The 15,776-nt window shown below is 55.4% G+C and carries 11 protein-coding genes; 4 read left to right on the top strand and 7 right to left on the bottom strand.

What is annotated here, in order from left to right; translation table 11 throughout:
* Positions 1-160: 160 nt before the first annotated feature.
* Positions 161-1,399, top strand: coding sequence for a PD-(D/E)XK nuclease family protein (locus G5315_RS00210; protein WP_421332052.1), 1,239 nt, complete (start codon positions 161-163; stop codon positions 1,397-1,399).
* 39 nt (positions 1,400-1,438) lie between these two features.
* Here the strand turns inward: G5315_RS00210 and G5315_RS00205 are convergent, their stop codons facing one another.
* The 6 genes from G5315_RS00205 to cmoM all read right to left on the bottom strand — a co-directional run bounded on the left by G5315_RS00205 (position 1,439) and on the right by cmoM (position 9,894).
* Positions 1,439-1,831, bottom strand: a complete 393-nt coding sequence (locus G5315_RS00205) for a septal ring lytic transglycosylase RlpA family protein (protein WP_216977740.1) — start codon at positions 1,829-1,831, stop codon at positions 1,439-1,441.
* Positions 1,832-1,869: 38 nt separating this feature from the next.
* The gene (locus G5315_RS00200; protein WP_216977741.1) at positions 1,870-2,487 is read right to left on the bottom strand and encodes a hypothetical protein; all 618 of its coding nucleotides are present in this window, start codon (positions 2,485-2,487) and stop codon (positions 1,870-1,872) included.
* A gap of 61 nt (positions 2,488-2,548) precedes the next feature.
* Positions 2,549-6,976, bottom strand: coding sequence for a chromosome partition protein MukB (mukB, locus tag G5315_RS00195; RefSeq protein ID WP_421332051.1), 4,428 nt, complete (start codon positions 6,974-6,976; stop codon positions 2,549-2,551).
* A 3-nt stretch (positions 6,977-6,979) separates the two neighbouring features.
* Positions 6,980-7,699: a chromosome partition protein MukE gene (mukE, locus tag G5315_RS00190; protein WP_005336835.1), complete on the bottom strand. Its 720-nt coding sequence runs from the start codon at positions 7,697-7,699 to the stop codon at positions 6,980-6,982.
* A complete protein-coding gene (mukF, locus tag G5315_RS00185; protein ID WP_111901131.1) occupies positions 7,680-9,014 on the bottom strand; it encodes a chromosome partition protein MukF in 1,335 nt (444 codons plus the stop codon). Before mukF ends, mukE begins: the two co-directional genes overlap by 20 nt.
* A gap of 103 nt (positions 9,015-9,117) precedes the next feature.
* The gene (gene cmoM / locus G5315_RS00180) at positions 9,118-9,894 is read right to left on the bottom strand and encodes a tRNA uridine 5-oxyacetic acid(34) methyltransferase CmoM (protein ID WP_031227571.1); all 777 of its coding nucleotides are present in this window, start codon (positions 9,892-9,894) and stop codon (positions 9,118-9,120) included.
* Between the two features lie 101 nt (positions 9,895-9,995).
* Between cmoM and elyC the strand changes: the two genes are divergently transcribed.
* From elyC to pfkA, 3 genes are all read left to right on the top strand, one after another.
* Positions 9,996-10,766 (top strand): envelope biogenesis factor ElyC, encoded by a 771-nt coding sequence (gene elyC / locus G5315_RS00175; RefSeq protein WP_421332050.1) that lies wholly within the window; start codon positions 9,996-9,998, stop codon positions 10,764-10,766.
* A 135-nt stretch (positions 10,767-10,901) separates the two neighbouring features.
* Positions 10,902-11,657 (top strand): triose-phosphate isomerase, encoded by a 756-nt coding sequence (tpiA, locus tag G5315_RS00170; protein ID WP_040069280.1) that lies wholly within the window; start codon positions 10,902-10,904, stop codon positions 11,655-11,657.
* 149 nt (positions 11,658-11,806) lie between these two features.
* On the top strand, positions 11,807-12,778 hold the full coding sequence (gene pfkA / locus G5315_RS00165; RefSeq protein ID WP_005336840.1) for a 6-phosphofructokinase: 972 nt from the start codon (positions 11,807-11,809) through the stop codon (positions 12,776-12,778).
* 1,630 nt (positions 12,779-14,408) lie between these two features.
* Here pfkA and G5315_RS00160 read toward each other — a convergent pair.
* Positions 14,409-15,650, bottom strand: coding sequence for a dicarboxylate/amino acid:cation symporter (locus tag G5315_RS00160; protein ID WP_005360943.1), 1,242 nt, complete (start codon positions 15,648-15,650; stop codon positions 14,409-14,411).
* Positions 15,651-15,776 lie beyond the last annotated feature (126 nt).

The following is a 15,776-nucleotide window of genomic DNA, read 5'->3' as shown; positions in this document are numbered from 1 at the left end:
TCAGAGGGCGACACGGTAATTCGTTCAGAGTATCATCAGTTACATTTATACATACAAATGTTTTATAAACATCGTGTTGATCAAGTTTTTATTATTTATGTAAGTATACAATGTATCTACATAATATTATCTTTCACTTACCGTGCTCACAGGTGAATACTTGAACTCAAGGATAGAATGTCTACTTGACAAAGTACACTCAACAATTGTTGAACATGAAAAGGCCAGCGTTCATAATGGTGTAAACTTCAATCTATTTTCCATCCTTAATATTGAAAAAGATGAGGTCGGTACACATTCAAGGTTTATATATGAGCTATTAAATCCTAGAGGTGCACACAATCTTGGTTATTTTCCTGTAAAGACCCTTCTTGAAATAATCAACTTGGATGTCGATGCTCATAGCATAGAGGTTCGACGAGAGGATTTAACTAGATCAGGAAGAAGGATAGATTTTACCATCAGCACCAAGAGTCATCTGATCGGCATTGAAATGAAAATTGATGCTGGAGATCAATGTAATCAACTTAATGACTATTATGATGAGTTATTTTTTCGTGCAAAAAATAATGAAAGGGTATCAATATTTTATCTCACTTTAAATGGTAAAGAACCATCACTATATAGTTTAGGAAAACTACCAATAGAACATATCAATTGTATTTCTTTTGATATACACATTTTAACATGGCTTCAGAAATGCGTAGCACAGGCGCCTAACGAGTCAGTAGTAAAACAAACCCTTAATCAATATCTATCATTGGTGGAAAAATTGACTCATAAAAGTAGCCTTATCCCTGCTCTCTCTACCGAAATTGCTGGTTCTACTGAGAAAATGCTCGCTGCCTTATCGATATCTGAAGCGGTCGTTTATGCACAAGAACGTATTATGAGATTGTTTTGGAACGAACTGAATGCAAAACTAATCTCTGTAGGGAAGAAACCTGAAATATATGGCGGAAGTAATATAGATGACATTTGTCATGCATATTTTTTCAAAAGCAAAAACCATCGTAACATTGGAATACGCTACTGTATATATGAAGATAGTTTCAAGAGTATATGGACCTACATAAATGTGTATTCATGGCTACATTATGGCCTGCGCTGTCATGACAAAAATAACCAACTGTGTGTTAACCAAGAGCTAAAGTTGTCAGTCAACAACAATGTTGGGGTGGGTAACGCAGTTTCAGCCAAGGACCCTAATTGGTTATCTTGCTATTACTTTGATCCAGAACAAGGATGCCCACATCCAATAGCATTCGAAGAATATGAAAAAAATGAAAACTGCACCTATGTTTATTTTACTCAAGTTGAAAATAGAACTCTTCGTATCGAGCAACTAATACAACACATTTTTAGAATGGAAAGTAGTTTCCAATCTCTTTTCACATAATACATGCAAGCCGTTTACAACAATGTCCTTCTAATAAAATTATCTAAGGACTTCAACCTTTACTTTGATAATCCCGTCACGAATATTGCCGATGGCGCTAAAGGCTGATTTGGAGAGATCGATAATACGCCCCCTTTTAAAGGCGCCGCGGTCATTGACCTTGACCACTACACTCTTGCCGTTGGCGAGGTTGGTAACCCGCACCATGGAGCCAAAGGGCAATTCCATATGGGCGGCGCTATTGAGGTTGTTGCGATAGATCTCGCCGCTGGCGGTCTTTTTACCGTGATAGCGGTCGGCATAATAGCTGGCGTAACCGGTCTCGCTATAGCCGCGCCAGCTACCGCCGTGACGCTCGTCATAACGGCTGCTACAGGCTACAAGTAGCAAACAGAGTGATATTACTAGAATTTCGCCCACTCTATTATGCATAACATTATCCTTGTTAAATAAAGCATCTAACATGAAAATTATTTATCTATACTTTCATGTATGAAATCATTCAATGTTTTATCAATATTCCTACAAAAAACCTGATACTCATCATAAACACAACCAGATAGAGGAAGCTCTGGATTTATTTTATTATCTATGTGATGTCTGATATGCCAACGAGCCATGCAAATGTTCGTATAAATCGTTCTATATCTATCCATCCAGATATTAAGCTTGCTTCGCTCTATTCCCCCGTTACTAAAAACCTCATCTCTAAAAACTCTAGTTTCACCAACCAAATATGACAACTCATTATTAATATCATCCAAATACCCATGAATGATTTGATATGATACTCGTTGGGAGCGATTAAGATGGATGGCGACATCAACAAAAAAACCATTAAAAACACAAGCTCTTATCTTGCTTGGAAATGCACCACTAAACTCTTTATTACAGATATGCTTTATATTTCCCTCTAGAGTTAATTGTGCATTTTCTAACTGAGCATCAATATCGGAAAGCTCAAGAAACATATTATTTTTAATTCTATTTCTATTGATGCGAGCCTGTATAAATGCATAGAACTGAGCGGACAGAAATCCGACTAGGGCTGTGACAATTGGCAGAACAACATCTTTGTCTATCACCATAATAGCCCTCTTCAATCTTTTGAAAACGGGAGGCCTGCCTCCCGTTTTCATACGTTACCTATCAGGCAATCAGCTTATCATCGCTAAAGCCGAAGCCGCGCAGGCCTACCACATGCACATGCTCGTGCTTGCCTTGCACTTTACGGATGAGCTTGTAGGTGGTGCCCTTCTCGGGGCTGATGTTCTCCGGCGCCGCGATAAGCAGCTGCATATCCTGCCGCTCGCACAGCTCGAACAGGGTGGCGATGGATTTGCCATCCAGACGGGCCGCTTCGTCGAGGAACAACAGACGGCACGGGGCTATATCCTTGCCGCGCAGACGGCGGGACTCCTCCTCCCAGCTGATCAGCACCATCAAGAGGATGGCCTGACCGGTACCGATCGCCTCGCCGGTAGAGAGCGCGCCGCTCTCGGCACGCAGCCAGCCATCGGCGCCACGCTGCACCTCGATTTCCAGCTCCAGATAGTTGCGATAGTCGAGCAGCACGTCGCCCATCACCTGATAGCTGCGATCCCCCTGCTCGATCTGCGGGTTCAGGCGCTGGAACAGCTTGGCCATCGCCTCGGAGAAGCTCAGCTCCTTGTCGGCGAACAGATCGTTGTGCATGGCGGTTTGATCGGCCAGCGCCGTCAGCAGACGGGTGTGAGCCTCGCGGATATTGACGTTGAGGCGCACTCCGCGCACCAGACCGAAGGCGATGTTCTGCAAGCCCTGGTTGAGCACCCGGATGCGGTTCTGCTCGCGGCGGATGATGTTGGTGATCTTGGCCGCCACCTCGTGGGAGGAGAGCGACAGATGGGTTTCCCGCTGCTTGAGCTCGTCAGCGAGACGGGCCAGCTCGATCTCCATCTCCTCGATCGCTTCCACCGGATCATCGGAGCGGATGATGTCGTTGCGGATGCGATCCTTGAGGTAACGGTAAACCTGCACGTAGAAGGCGACCTTCTGCTCGGTGCTGCGGTTGCCCTCGGAGAGACGCAGCGCATCGCGCAGGGCCTCGTCGTGGGCCACCGCTACCCGCAAGGCGCCGAGGGCCTTGTCCGACATGGAGCGCAGCTCGTCGCTGTCAAGGTACGCCAGCTCGCGCTTGTTGAGGCGCTTCTCGACGTCGGTCTCCCGCGCCAGCCGCACCACCCGCGACCAGCTCGCCTTGTGACCCACCAGAGATTTACGGGCGCTGTAGTAATCCTTGCCTTCCAGCTTGAGACGGCCGCCAAGGGATTCGATCTCTCGCTTGGTGACCTGCAACTGGGCCTCGGCGCTGGTGCGACGGGAACGGGTGCGGATCAGCAGCTCTTCAATCTCTTTCTTGTGGGCGCGCGCCTTCTCTTCCATATCGTCAGAGAGGGTCAGCCCCATGGCCGCCAGCTCCTGCTCGAACTCGGTCAGGGTCTGGCGCTTGGCCTCGACGCTGGAGTTCAGCGCAGTGCGCAGTTGCAACGCCTCGGTGTGGCGCTGGGCAATCTGCTTGTGCTGCTCGCCAGCGGTGCGGGCGGCAAGCTCAGCCGCTTTCAGCTTCTCTTTGAGTCGCTCGCTCATTTCAGACGCCTTGCCCAGCAGATCTTGCGCATCCTGATAGGCAAAGTGCGGCAGACGGGCCACCAGCTGATCGAGGGCGTAGCAACGGCGCTTCTGCTCGGCCAGCAGGTCGCTCACCTCATCATAGGCAGCCTGCAGCGCGGCCAGATCCTGCGGATCCTGACGCAGCACCTGCACCATAGTTTCCAGTTTTTCCAGCGACTTGCCGTGCTTGGCGATAAAGGCTTCGGCTGTTTTAAGGGCCTCAACGTCGGCATGAGCCGCCTCGAGGCGGGCCGCCAGATCAGTCTCTGCAAACAGGTGGGCAAAGGGCAGCATCCCCTGCACCAGCTGGATATGGCGAGTCAGCTGGGCAGCGGCCGCTTTGGCATCGGCCAGCTGCTTGTCACACTCACCGATGGCTCCTTGCAGCGCGCGCAGCTCGGCCTGTTTGGCCTGCACCTCGGCTTCCGGGTCGGGGCGGAAGGCGATATCCAGATGCTGGCCAATAAAGTCGCGGAAGTGGCCGTAGAGGCGGTGGTACTTCTGCTGCTCGAAGGCTGCCTTGGCGTAGCCCTCAATGAGCCCTTCGCGTTCAAGGTCGAGCTGCTCGATCCGCTTTTCACGAGCGGCGCGGCCAAACAGCGGCAGCTCGGGGTAGCGGGAGAAGCGCACCTGACGCTTGCTGGTGCGCACCAGCACGGCGTCTCCCAGCTCGTCCGCTTCCACCAGATCCTCGTCAAAGGAGTCGGGGTTGCCCTGAATCAGGTAGATATCTTCCGGGCAATCTTCCAGCTTTTTCAGCCGCTCGATGGCACCTTCAAGATCAAGCACCACCAAAGCGCTGCGAGCCGGGCCATAGAGCGCGGAGTAGTAAGGGGCATCGTCGATGGAGATGTCGTCATAGACATCGGAGAGCAGCACGCCCCCCACCTGCTCGGCGATGCGGGCAAGACGGGGATCCGCCTCGCCGGCTCCCAACTGCAGGTTGCGAATTTGCAGCTCCAGCGCCTGTTTCTGCGCCGCGATGCGGTTGCTCTCCTGCTCGAACTCCCGCTCCTTGTCGAGCACTGTCTGCATACCGGCCGAAAGCTCTTCGGCGGTGGCGAGCGGCAAACCGCTCTGCTCGCGCAGCTGCTCGAGTTTTTCAAAGGATTTCAGCCAGCGCGGCGCAAGCTTGGTGAGCTCCGCAATATCGCGGCCCAGCTGGGTGCCCTGATGCTCGAGGCTGGCGCGGCGCTGATTCACCTCGGCCTGCTGCTCGGAAAGCTCCTCCTGACGAGTGCGTTGGGCTTCGAGGAAGATCTCCAGCTCATCGCTGCTGGCAATCAGCTGGCCAGAGGCCTGCTGCAGCTCGTCACGCAACTTGAAGAGACTCTTCTGGCTTTCGCTCTCTTTCTCGAGGCGAGCCAGCGCAGCGCGCAGCCCCTGCCCCTGGGCAATGCGAGCCTTGTCTTCGATGTGACGCTTGAGCAGCGCTTGGGCTGTGGGCCAGGCGGCCTCGCGCACTGTTTCCGGAGCGATGCTGAGCAGCAGCGCCAGCGCCGCTTCGTGCTCGGCCACTGCCGCCTTGGCCAGTGCCAGCTGTTGCTCGGCCCCCAGCACCCGGCTGGTGAGGCTCTGCTCGGCGGCGCGGAACTGGTGCAGGGTGTCACTCGCCTGTTCGGCGGTCAGCCCCGGCAGCTCGCACTGCTCGCGGGCAGCATCGAGGGCCTGCACCGCCTGACGGTACTGGATTGCGCGAGTCTGCTGGATATCGAGCGCCTGCTGGTAGTCAGCCAGCTGGGTCTTGAGGCTGTCAACTTCTGCCTGCGCCAGCTCCTTGCGCTCTTCTACCTCCAGCAGCTGGCCGTGGATCTCTTCCACTACTGCCTGCTGCTGTTCGAGTTTGTCGGAGAGATCCGCCAGATCGGCGCGGTACATCTCGATCTTCTTCTGCAAGCTGACAGCCGCCATCACCTTGGCCAGATGCTCGGAGGCAGACTCCAGCTCGTCGGTCAGCAATTTTTCGCGGTTGGTGAGCTGCTCCACCTCGTCGGCCAGATAGATGGCGCGCTGCTTCTCTTCGGCCAGAATGCGGCGCTTGTCGGCCAGCTCCTGGCGCGCCTTGAGAGCCAGCTCGGAGAGACGGCTCTTCTCGGCGGCGTTGCGCACATAGTCAGCGGCCACATAGTGGGTGGTCTCGGTGATCAGGTTCTTGAACAGATCCCGCTGACCCTGGGTCTCCTTGATGGCCTCCAGCGTGCGGCGGTTTTCATAGATAGCCGCCTCCATGTCTGCAAACGCCTTGCGCACCCCGGAGTTCTCCGGCAGCAGGTATTCGCGCAGGGAACGGCTGATGGACGAGGAGATGCCGCCGTAGAGGGAGGCTTCGATCAGGCGGTAGAACTTGCCGCGATCCTTCTGGTCACGCAGCTTCTTCGGGGTGATGCCGAACTCGAACATGAAGTTGTGATAGTCGGTCACCGTATTGAATTTGGCGACTTTCAGCGCCCCCAGCTCGGCGGCCGCCCCTTTCAGATCGGTAAAGGCGCGTACCCGCCCCTTGCCGCCATCGAGCTTCTCCAGCAGCAGATCGGTCGGCGCCAGATTCTCCGGCACATCCACCAGTGCAAACGGGGTGATGTTGACCTTGTTGTCGCGGTTGGCCACCTGCTCGAGGTGCACGCCGACCCAGATCCGCTGTTCGCGGCTGTTCATCACTTCCAGCAGGGAATAGCAGTGACCGCGCTGCAGCTTGCCGTAGAGCCCCTTGTCACGGGAGGTGCTGCTCGATCCCGCTTCCGTGGTATTGCGGAAATGGAGCAGTGACTGGTCGGGGATGAGCGCCGCGATAAAGGCCGCCATGGTGGTGGACTTGCCCGCGCCGTTGCCGCCGGAAAGGGTAGTGACCAGCTGGTCGAGATCGAAGGTTCGGGCAAAGAAGCCGTTCCAGTTGACCATGGTCAGGGATTTGAACTTGCCTCGCACCGGTTATACCTCCAGATCCAGTTGTTCTTCATCGAGATCCGCCTCGATGTCATCAAAGAGCGAGTCGCTGCTCGGCATTTCGTCGTCGTGGAAGATGGCTTCACCCTCCTGGATCATCCGCAGCTGAACGGCGCGCGGATCTTCATCGGAGCGCACGTCAGCGGCGAAACGGAACACCGATTCGTTGACCCGGAATTTATCCCCGTTGCCAAGGGCGGTGATCATGCCAAGGCGGCGCAGACGGCGCATGGAGGTACGGATCTTTTCGAGCAGCTTCTTCTTGTCGAGATCGGTACCGCCGGAGCGGCTGTTGACCATCCGCAGCAGCTGCTTCTCGTCGGCGAGGCTCAGCACCTCTTCTTGCAGCTCGGCCATGGCGAATACCCCTTCGGAAGCCAGACGATCCGGGCTCAGGTAGAGGTAGCAGAGCACCTTGCCCACCAGCATATCGAGCTCGGAGAGCACAGTGGTGCCGATGTCCGAGCTCGGGCGCGGGCGCAGGTAAAAGAAGCCTTCCGGCGCCTTGATCAGCTCCACCTGATAGCGGCCGTAGAAGATCTCCAGCTCGCTGTGATACTCGACCAGCGCCGAATGCTGCTCGAACTCGTCGGCACTGATGTGACGGCCGGAGCGCAAGGCGGTGTCGATGCGCGGAAACAAGGGGTTGGCAATCGCCTCTGCAAGGCGCAGCGGCAAGGGAAACTCAGAATTGATCAATGACATAGGCCTGAACCTTGGATCCAGCTTGGTTAATGGGTTTCCATGCGGGTTGGCGATGCAGTTCGCGCTCGCCGCTGGCATGGCCCAGGCGCACGGCCTGGTCGATCAGAAGACGCGCCACATCGAAGTGGGCATGGGCCGGGTAGTCCAGCAGGTATTCCCGCAGCACATCGGCCAAGTCCAGCTGCTGGCCCTGCTCGGGGTAGCGGGCCAGATAACGCTCGATGCGCTCGGCCAGCTCCTGGTTGATGTCCACCATCTCGACGTACTCCATCTCGAGTGGCACCTCACCGGTCACCTCCTCGTCGTGGATGGCGATGGTTTCGTCGCGCAGCTCCAGCAGGCGGGGCTCTTCGGCCACCCGCAGCTGCCAGTTGTGCTGCTCGAAGTTGCGGATGGACTCGCGCAGCCGCTGGCTGAAGGCGCGGTTCTTGTCCATATCGATGGCGTTGCGGATAAATTTGTGGACGTGTCTATCGTAGCGGGACCAGAGCTCGATGCACTGCTGACCCCAGCTGGTGATGACATCAAGACGACCTTGCAAGGCGTGAGTCAGCTCCTCGACGTGGAACAGATCGTCGCGCCCCTGCGCAGCCTCCTGAATATTGAGCAGCCCCGCCTGCAGGCGGTGGCCGGCAGCATCCAGGGTATCCTGCAGCTCGCGCAGGGTCTGGCCGGTCTCGTGCAGCAGCTTTTCGCAGCTGTGAATGGCATCGACCCAGTTCTGGGTCAGCAGGGCCGCAATCTCGCTTTTGACCTGATTCTGCTGCTCATCCATGGCGCGCTGGGTGAGATCGATCCGCCCCAGGGTCTCTTCCAGCGAGAAAGTGAGGCGCGGCAGCACCTCGGCATCCCACTGCTCGCGAGTGTTGGTCTCGAGCGCCGCCTTACGGGCGGTGTCGAGCTCGGAGGCCAGGTGTTCAAGCAGGATGGAGAGCTTGATGGAGTCGACCTGACGCTGATCCATAAAGAAGTCGACGATGCTCACACCCAGACGCGACAGGCGGTAGAGGCTCTCCCCCGCCACCATGTCGGTGTTGAAACGCGACAGCAGCTGCTGGCGAATGAGATCGTTGATGGCGTTGTTGGCGCGACCGGTGAGGGTCTCGTCCATCTGGCCAAAAGCGCTGCTGACATAGCCAAAAGCGTCGTGCAGCGCCGCTTCCGACAAATCCGACTCATCTTCGGACAGGGTCTTGATTGCAATCAGAAAGGCCAGCCGGTCGGTTGGCAGGCTCAACGCCAACCCCTCCTGCCTGACCCACCCTACTAGCTCCGGCAAAGAACGCTCTGGCAGGGTACGGGATGTACTCATCATGATGTTGTCATCTCGTTGTTGTATTGGGCGCAAAATCGTGCGCGCGGCTACATCCGGTAGCATCGAAAACATGGTTCACATTATTGACGTGAACCGCAAGCAGTCAGCTGGCCGGCTTCTGGGCCATCACATGGATATAGCGGCCGAGGGCGACAAAAGGCTCCTGACGGCAATATTGCTGCTCCATGGCCAGCAGATCGTCGAACTTCTCCACCTGATCCTGCTTGTGACGCATATAGTCGTGGATGACCCGCACCCCCGTCTTGCCGATGATGCGCAGCCCCCCGCGACCAATCCAGTCATAGACCTGCTCCGGCAACTGGGGGTTGGTGGGCGTAAGCGCTGTCTGGCGCTTCTTGCGAAGGCCAAGGCGCACATAGTCAAAATTGCCCACCACCAGGCTCTGGAACAGCAAACCATGACGGTTGTAGAAAAGCAGCGACAGTATGCCCCCGGCATTGACGAAAGGGAACAGACCCAGCAAGGTCTGGCGCGGCTCGGCAAGCCACTCCAGCACCGCATGGCAGAGCACCAGATCAAAGGTACCGGTCACGTGTTGCTTCAGATCCTGAATGGGGCAATGGATGAGACGGATTTTGTCTTCCAGCCCCTTCTCGGCGATCTGGCTGCGGGCCAGTTCCAGCATTTCTGCTGACAGATCGCACAGCTCCACCTGATGGCCCATGGCCGCCAGCTTCTGGGCGAAATAGCCAAAACCGCCCCCCGCATCAAGGATGCGCAGCGGACGGTTGCCAAGGCGGGCCAGGCAGGCTTCGATGTCGCTCCAGACAATGGTGGTGCGGATGCGCCCCTTGGTGGAGTCGTAAATGTTGCGGGCGAACTTGTCGGCGCGCCCGTCAAAACTCTGATCGTGCTTCAAGGAGAAACTCAACATTAGCGCCACAGGGTTGTGGCCATCCCAAAAAAGAGAGGTATTCTGTCACATCCCGAATTTGCTGAAAACTCAAGGAAGTGTCTGCCGTGTTTGTGCTCAAAAAGTGGCTGGGTCAGCTGCTGATGCCGCTCCCCTTCTCCCTCTCCCTGCTGCTGGTCGCCCTGCTGCTGCTCTGGTTCACCCGTTTTCAGAAAACCGGCAAGCTGCTGGCCACCCTCTCGCTGCTCATTGTGGCGCTGATGGGAATGCGACCGATGAGCTATGAACTGGCCCGCGGGCTGGAGCAGACCTACCCACCGTTCGAGGTGAGCCAGCATCCCAACGTCGAGGCGATCGTGGTGCTCGGCAACGGTCATGTCAGCGATCCGGCGGTACCGATGCGCAGTTGGCAGAACAATATCGCCCTGGCCCGCACTCTCGAAGGGGTGCGCCTCGCCCAGGCCTATCCCGAAGCCGAACTGGTTTTCTCCGGCTATGTGTCGGGGGATCCCCTCTCCAATGCCGAGGTCAATGCCCGGATGGCCGAGAGCCTCAGCATTCCCCGTTCGCGGATGACGTTGTTTGAAAACAACAAAGACACTCATGATGAGGCGGTCAGTATCAGCCGACATCTGAAAGGAAAAGAGGTGGCGCTGGTCAGTTCAGCAACCCACCTGCCGCGCGCCATGGCCCTCTATCAAGGTCAGGGACTCAATGCCGTGCCGGCCCCCACCGACTACACCGCCAAGCAGAGCCAGGTACCCCAGCCCCTCTACAGTTATTTACCCAAAGGGCGTTATTTGATGTATTCCGAAGCTGCCATCCACGAATGGATTGGGGTATGGTGGGCTCGCTTGCGGGGGCAGGTTAACGAATGAGCGATCAAGCGTTTCATTCCTGATTTGGATCAGGAAAGCGAAAAAAAATTACGTCATTTGCCGCCGGGTCAGCTATCTTGGGCTCGGTTCAATTCATATAATGTCGCGCAATCAAATGCCTAGGAGATATACAAGATGAGACAGCACCTGGTAATGGGTAACTGGAAACTGAACGGCACCAAAGCTTCTGTTGAAGCTCTGATCAAAGGACTGACCCCGGCTGCTGCCGCTCATCCTTCTGTGCAAGTCGCCGTCTGCCCGCCGGTTATCTTTTTGGGTCTGGTTGAGCAACTGACCGCTGGCAGCAAGATTGCCTACGGTGCCCAGAACGCTGACGTTCACGAGTCTGGCGCCTTCACCGGTGAAAACGCTCCGTCCATGCTGAAAGCCTTCGGTTGCACCTACTCTCTGGTCGGCCACAGCGAGCGTCGTACCCTGCATGCAGAGAGTGACGACGTGGTTGCTGCCAAGTACGAAGCGATCCAGAAAGGCGGCCTGGTGCCGGTTCTGTGCATCGGTGAAACTCTGGAGCAGTTCGAAGCCGGCGTGACCAAGAACGTGGTTGAGACCCAGCTGAAAGCCGTTATCGACCGTTGCGGCATCGCCTCCTTCAACAACGCCGTTATCGCTTACGAGCCGGTATGGGCCATCGGTACTGGCAAGACTGCCACTCCGGAGATCGCTCAGTCCGTTCACGCTCACATCCGTCAGTACCTGGCCGGTTTTGATGCCGCCGTTGCTGCCAAAGTACAGATCCTGTACGGCGGTTCCGTCACTGGCGCCACTGCAGCCGACCTGTTCGGTCAGCCGGACATCGACGGTGGCCTGGTCGGTGGTGCGTCCCTGAAAGTGGACGACTTCTCCCAGATCATCGCTGGCGCTGCCAAGTAATCGCTGATTACGGCAAAGAGAGGGGCTCGTCCCCTCTCTTGTATCGCTTTTCCTATGGTGGCCCCCGCATCCCATATGAAAGCCGATATAGTAAAAGTGGCTTGTCTATTTAAACATTCGTATTTGACAACTCAGATCCAGAGGCACTCATGACCAAACAAATCAAACGTATTGGTGTTTTGACCAGTGGTGGCGACGCACCCGGTATGAACGCAGCCATTCGCGCCGTGGTTCGCGCCGGTTTGCATCATGGCCTGGAAGTTTACGGTATTTATGATGGCTACCTCGGCCTGCACCAGGATCGCATCGTCAAGCTGGAGCGTCACAGCGTCTCCGACGTGGTGAACCGTGGTGGTACTTTCCTCGGCTCCGCCCGTTTCCCTGCCTTCAAAGACCCCGCAGTGCGCGCCGAAGCGATCGAAAATCTGAAAAAGCACGGTATCGATGCGCTGGTCGTCATCGGTGGTGACGGCTCCTACATGGGCGCCAAGAAGCTGACCGAAGAGGGTTTCCCCTGCATCGGCCTGCCGGGCACCATCGACAACGATATCGCCGGTACCGACTTCACCATCGGTTTTGATACCGCTCTGAACGTGGTGGTTGACGCCATCGACCGTCTGCGTGACACCTGCAGCTCCCACCACCGTATCTCAGTGGTCGAGATCATGGGTCGCCACTGTGGCGATCTGGCCATGTCTGCCGCCGTTGCCGGTGGTGCCGAATATGTGATCGTGCCGGAAGTAGCCTTCGACAAAGAGAAGCTGCTCAAGCAGATCAAGGAAGGCGAAGCCAAGGGCAAGAAGCACGCCATCATCACCATCTGTGAGCACGTGACCGACGTGAACGCGCTGGCCAAGGACATCGAAGCCCTGACCGGTCGTGAAACCCGAGCCACTATCCTGGGCCATATCCAGCGTGGCGGTGCCCCGACTGCCCGTGACCGCATCATGTCCAGCCGTATGGGTGCTTACGCCGTTGAGCAGCTGCTGGCTGGTCACGGTGGTCGCTGCGTCGGTATCCAGCGCAACGAGCTGGTACACCACGATATCATCGACTGCATCGAGAACATGAAGCGTCCGTTCGATCAGGAGCTTTACAACCTCTCCACCACCCTGTTCTAAGCCTCGCGGCTTTTTACCGGCTGTTGATGACAAAAACCCTCCATCGGAGGGTTTTTTAATATCTTGCAAAAACGGGGGCATCGGCACGCTGTATGCCCCTCACCATACGGGTTGCCTGATTACCAACCCTTGCGCCATCTGACTGATCACCAGCCTTCCTCTCCTCACAGCAACCGGCTTCAGCCTACGAACAGAGTTCCGGTATCGTCGTGGATGTGTTTTATTACTGCGAACCGGATTGCGTTGATCTGCACTCTGTCGACCCTGAAACGAGCTTGTTCAGCCTCCTCGTCATACGCCGTTTTTTATATATCAATCTTGTAGAAGGGATTCAGATATCTTACCCAACCATGCTCCGGCGCTGCTCTCGTATTGCAATCACATGACTCACGCAGGTGCATCGCCCACGCAGATCGCTGCTCGCGCCCAGCCCAGCCCAGCCCAGCCCAGCCCAGCCCAGCCCAGCCAGAGAATACGCCTCTGGCCTATTGCCCACCTCACTCTTGCTGCGGCCATGTCTATTCCGAGGCTGACGGGAAAATTGGCGGTGATAAAACAGCCAGTTACCACTCTGAATCCCCCCGATGCACCGCTCTACTCCCTATCAACCCAATGTATTGCTGTAAAAATGCGGAGCCTCCAGACTGATAAAGTGATGGTGTGACAAGGGTTGGCAACCAGACTCTCTCCATAGACTTCTTTTGGATGGGCTATCTACGTCAGGAATCGTCAAATCATTGCCTTGCGCACTTTTTATGGCCTCAATGACACTATTACGAGGGTGAAAACTTACAAAACGCCACTTAAGCTCCATACAAAACCCTTCACAAAACCAACCAACAGCTCACCAACTAATTGAATTTAAATGAAATAACCATAAAAACAGAATCTTGAATGCCTAACATGCCATAGAAGGTGATAAAATCAGCTCAATATGACAAAAATAGCTATCTCAGCCAACCAAGCACATAAAACAGCTATTTTATCAACTTACACCTTGTTTTACCCCCTTGTTATGGTATCTTGACTACATCAACCAACAACTTAGGGAGAGAAAAATGAAAGAGTTTGTCGTTACTGCCGTTTTCACGGTGTTTTTCACCCTGGTTGCTGTCTCTCTGCCCTCACTGTCACAGTTCTGAGCCGGATAGAGAGGCATCAATCCGGACCGACCCTCTTTGCCATGTCTGTTTAATCGCCATCAACTGGCGCTTTTCAGTAATAATGCCGAGATGGTCAACATAGATATGATTTCATCACGTTGACGCTGTTTCTTTCGCCACAAGGGTGTAACCAGGATGGTTTAACCATATGGCCTGATGGAGTAGAACCAGCAGCAAATCATATCCGAGGGGAGCAAGGCTCCCCTTTTTGTTACCCGCCGTTTGACAATCCCCTACCCCGGCATCTATAACAGGCCGGTTGACGCCACACGGCCCATGCCCACAACTGATGCTTTCCCCTCCTGTGCTCTCCATTCAACACAGCTAAATCCGTCAGCAATCTCTTGTGCACACCGTTGCTCTGATACTTGTCCGGCAGATATAAAAAAGCCCCCGCCATCATGGCAGGGGCTCGCGTTACTCAGTGTCAGCTTAGGGCTGTTATATCTCAGTCCAGCTCAAAGCAATTATGCCTTGTTCCAGCGCTCTGGGTCATATTCCGGGCTGAAGCGGTCAACAATGACAGCACAGGCCGCATCGCCGGTGATATTGAGGGAGGTGCGGATCATGTCGAACAGACGATCCAGCGCGAACAGCAGCGGCAACCCTTCGATGGGGATCCCGGCCGCCAGCAGCACGGCAACCACCAGGAAGCTTGGGCCCGGCACACCGGCCTGACCGATCGCGCCCAGAGTGGAGGTCACAATGATGGCCGCCCAGGCACCGACACTCAGATCGATGTTGTAAACCTGCGCGAAGAAGATGGCGACCAGACCGTAATAGATGGCGTTGCCGCTCATGTTGATGGTGGCACCCAGCGGCAACACGAAGGAGGCTGTCGCGTTGGTCACTTTCAGATCATGCTCGCAGGTCTCCATATTGACCGGCAGGGTCGCCATGGAAGAGGCGGTGGAGAAGGCCACGATCTGCGGCTTCTTCATGGCAGAGAGGTACTTCATTACCGGCGTGTTGGAGAACATCATCACCAGCAGCGGATAGACCACAAAGCCGAAGATGAGGATGGCTGCCACATAGACCACGAACAGCTTGAGTACCAGGGTCAGCACGTCGAAGCCATAGGTACCGATGGCTTCCGCCATCAGACCGAACACCCCGAGCGGCGCGATGATCATCACCTTGTTGATCATCCAGACGAAGGCATCCACCAGAGTATTGAGCCCATCGACCAGTGGCTTGGCCCGCTCGCGCGGCTGTTTGGCCAGCGCAATGCCGAGGAACATGCAGAACACCAGGATCTGCAGGATGTTAGCCTCGTTGAGGGAGTTGAAGACGTTGGTGGGGATCATGCCAAGCAGGGTGGCGACTGCATCCGGCAGCGCCCCTTTATCGGCGTAGTCACCGCCAAACATGGAGGCAACGGAAGCGAAATCGACCCCGACACCCGGTTTGAAGATCTGCCCCATCACCAGCGCCAGCAACACGGCCAACGCTGAGGTCACGAGGAAGAAGGCCAGCGTAGCCGCACCGATCTTGCCCGCAGCCGGGCTGGCGCCCAGATTGGCGGCGCCGGAGAGGATGGCTACCGCCACCAGCGGGATCACCAGCATCTTGATCAGCTGGATAAACAGGGTACCGAGCGGTGCAAACACGGTGGCTTGTTCACCCATGAACGCGCCGACCACTGCGCCCAGCACCATGGCGACCACAACCTGGAAGCCGATGTTTTTAATGAGTCCTTTAGTTAACACAATATGTTCCTTTATGTAGCAAAATTCACACTTTTCCCAGTGCAATTAACCAAACAGGGGAATGAGCGGCTGCCCATTCCCCTGTTTGCGCGTGTTATCTCACATTTAATTGCTGTTTTAAATCAG

It is taken from the genome of Aeromonas sp. 603607 (assembly GCF_049171595.1).
GTDB classification, from domain to species: Bacteria; Pseudomonadota; Gammaproteobacteria; order Enterobacterales; family Aeromonadaceae; genus Aeromonas; species Aeromonas veronii.
Note: the sequence above shows the minus strand (reverse complement) of the source record. Positions and strands in the feature narration are given on the sequence as shown.

Coding starts and splice junctions, on each gene's coding strand:
- mukE (WP_005336835.1), bottom strand. CDS start 7,699: ATGTCATTGATCAATTCTGAGTTTCCCTTGCCGCTGCGCCTTGCAGAG.
- G5315_RS00200 (WP_216977741.1), bottom strand. CDS start 2,487: ATGGTGATAGACAAAGATGTTGTTCTGCCAATTGTCACAGCCCTAGTC.
- G5315_RS00205 (WP_216977740.1), bottom strand. CDS start 1,831: ATGCATAATAGAGTGGGCGAAATTCTAGTAATATCACTCTGTTTGCTA.
- tpiA (WP_040069280.1), top strand. CDS start 10,902: ATGAGACAGCACCTGGTAATGGGTAACTGGAAACTGAACGGCACCAAA.
- pfkA (WP_005336840.1), top strand. CDS start 11,807: ATGACCAAACAAATCAAACGTATTGGTGTTTTGACCAGTGGTGGCGAC.
- mukF (WP_111901131.1), bottom strand. CDS start 9,014: ATGATGAGTACATCCCGTACCCTGCCAGAGCGTTCTTTGCCGGAGCTA.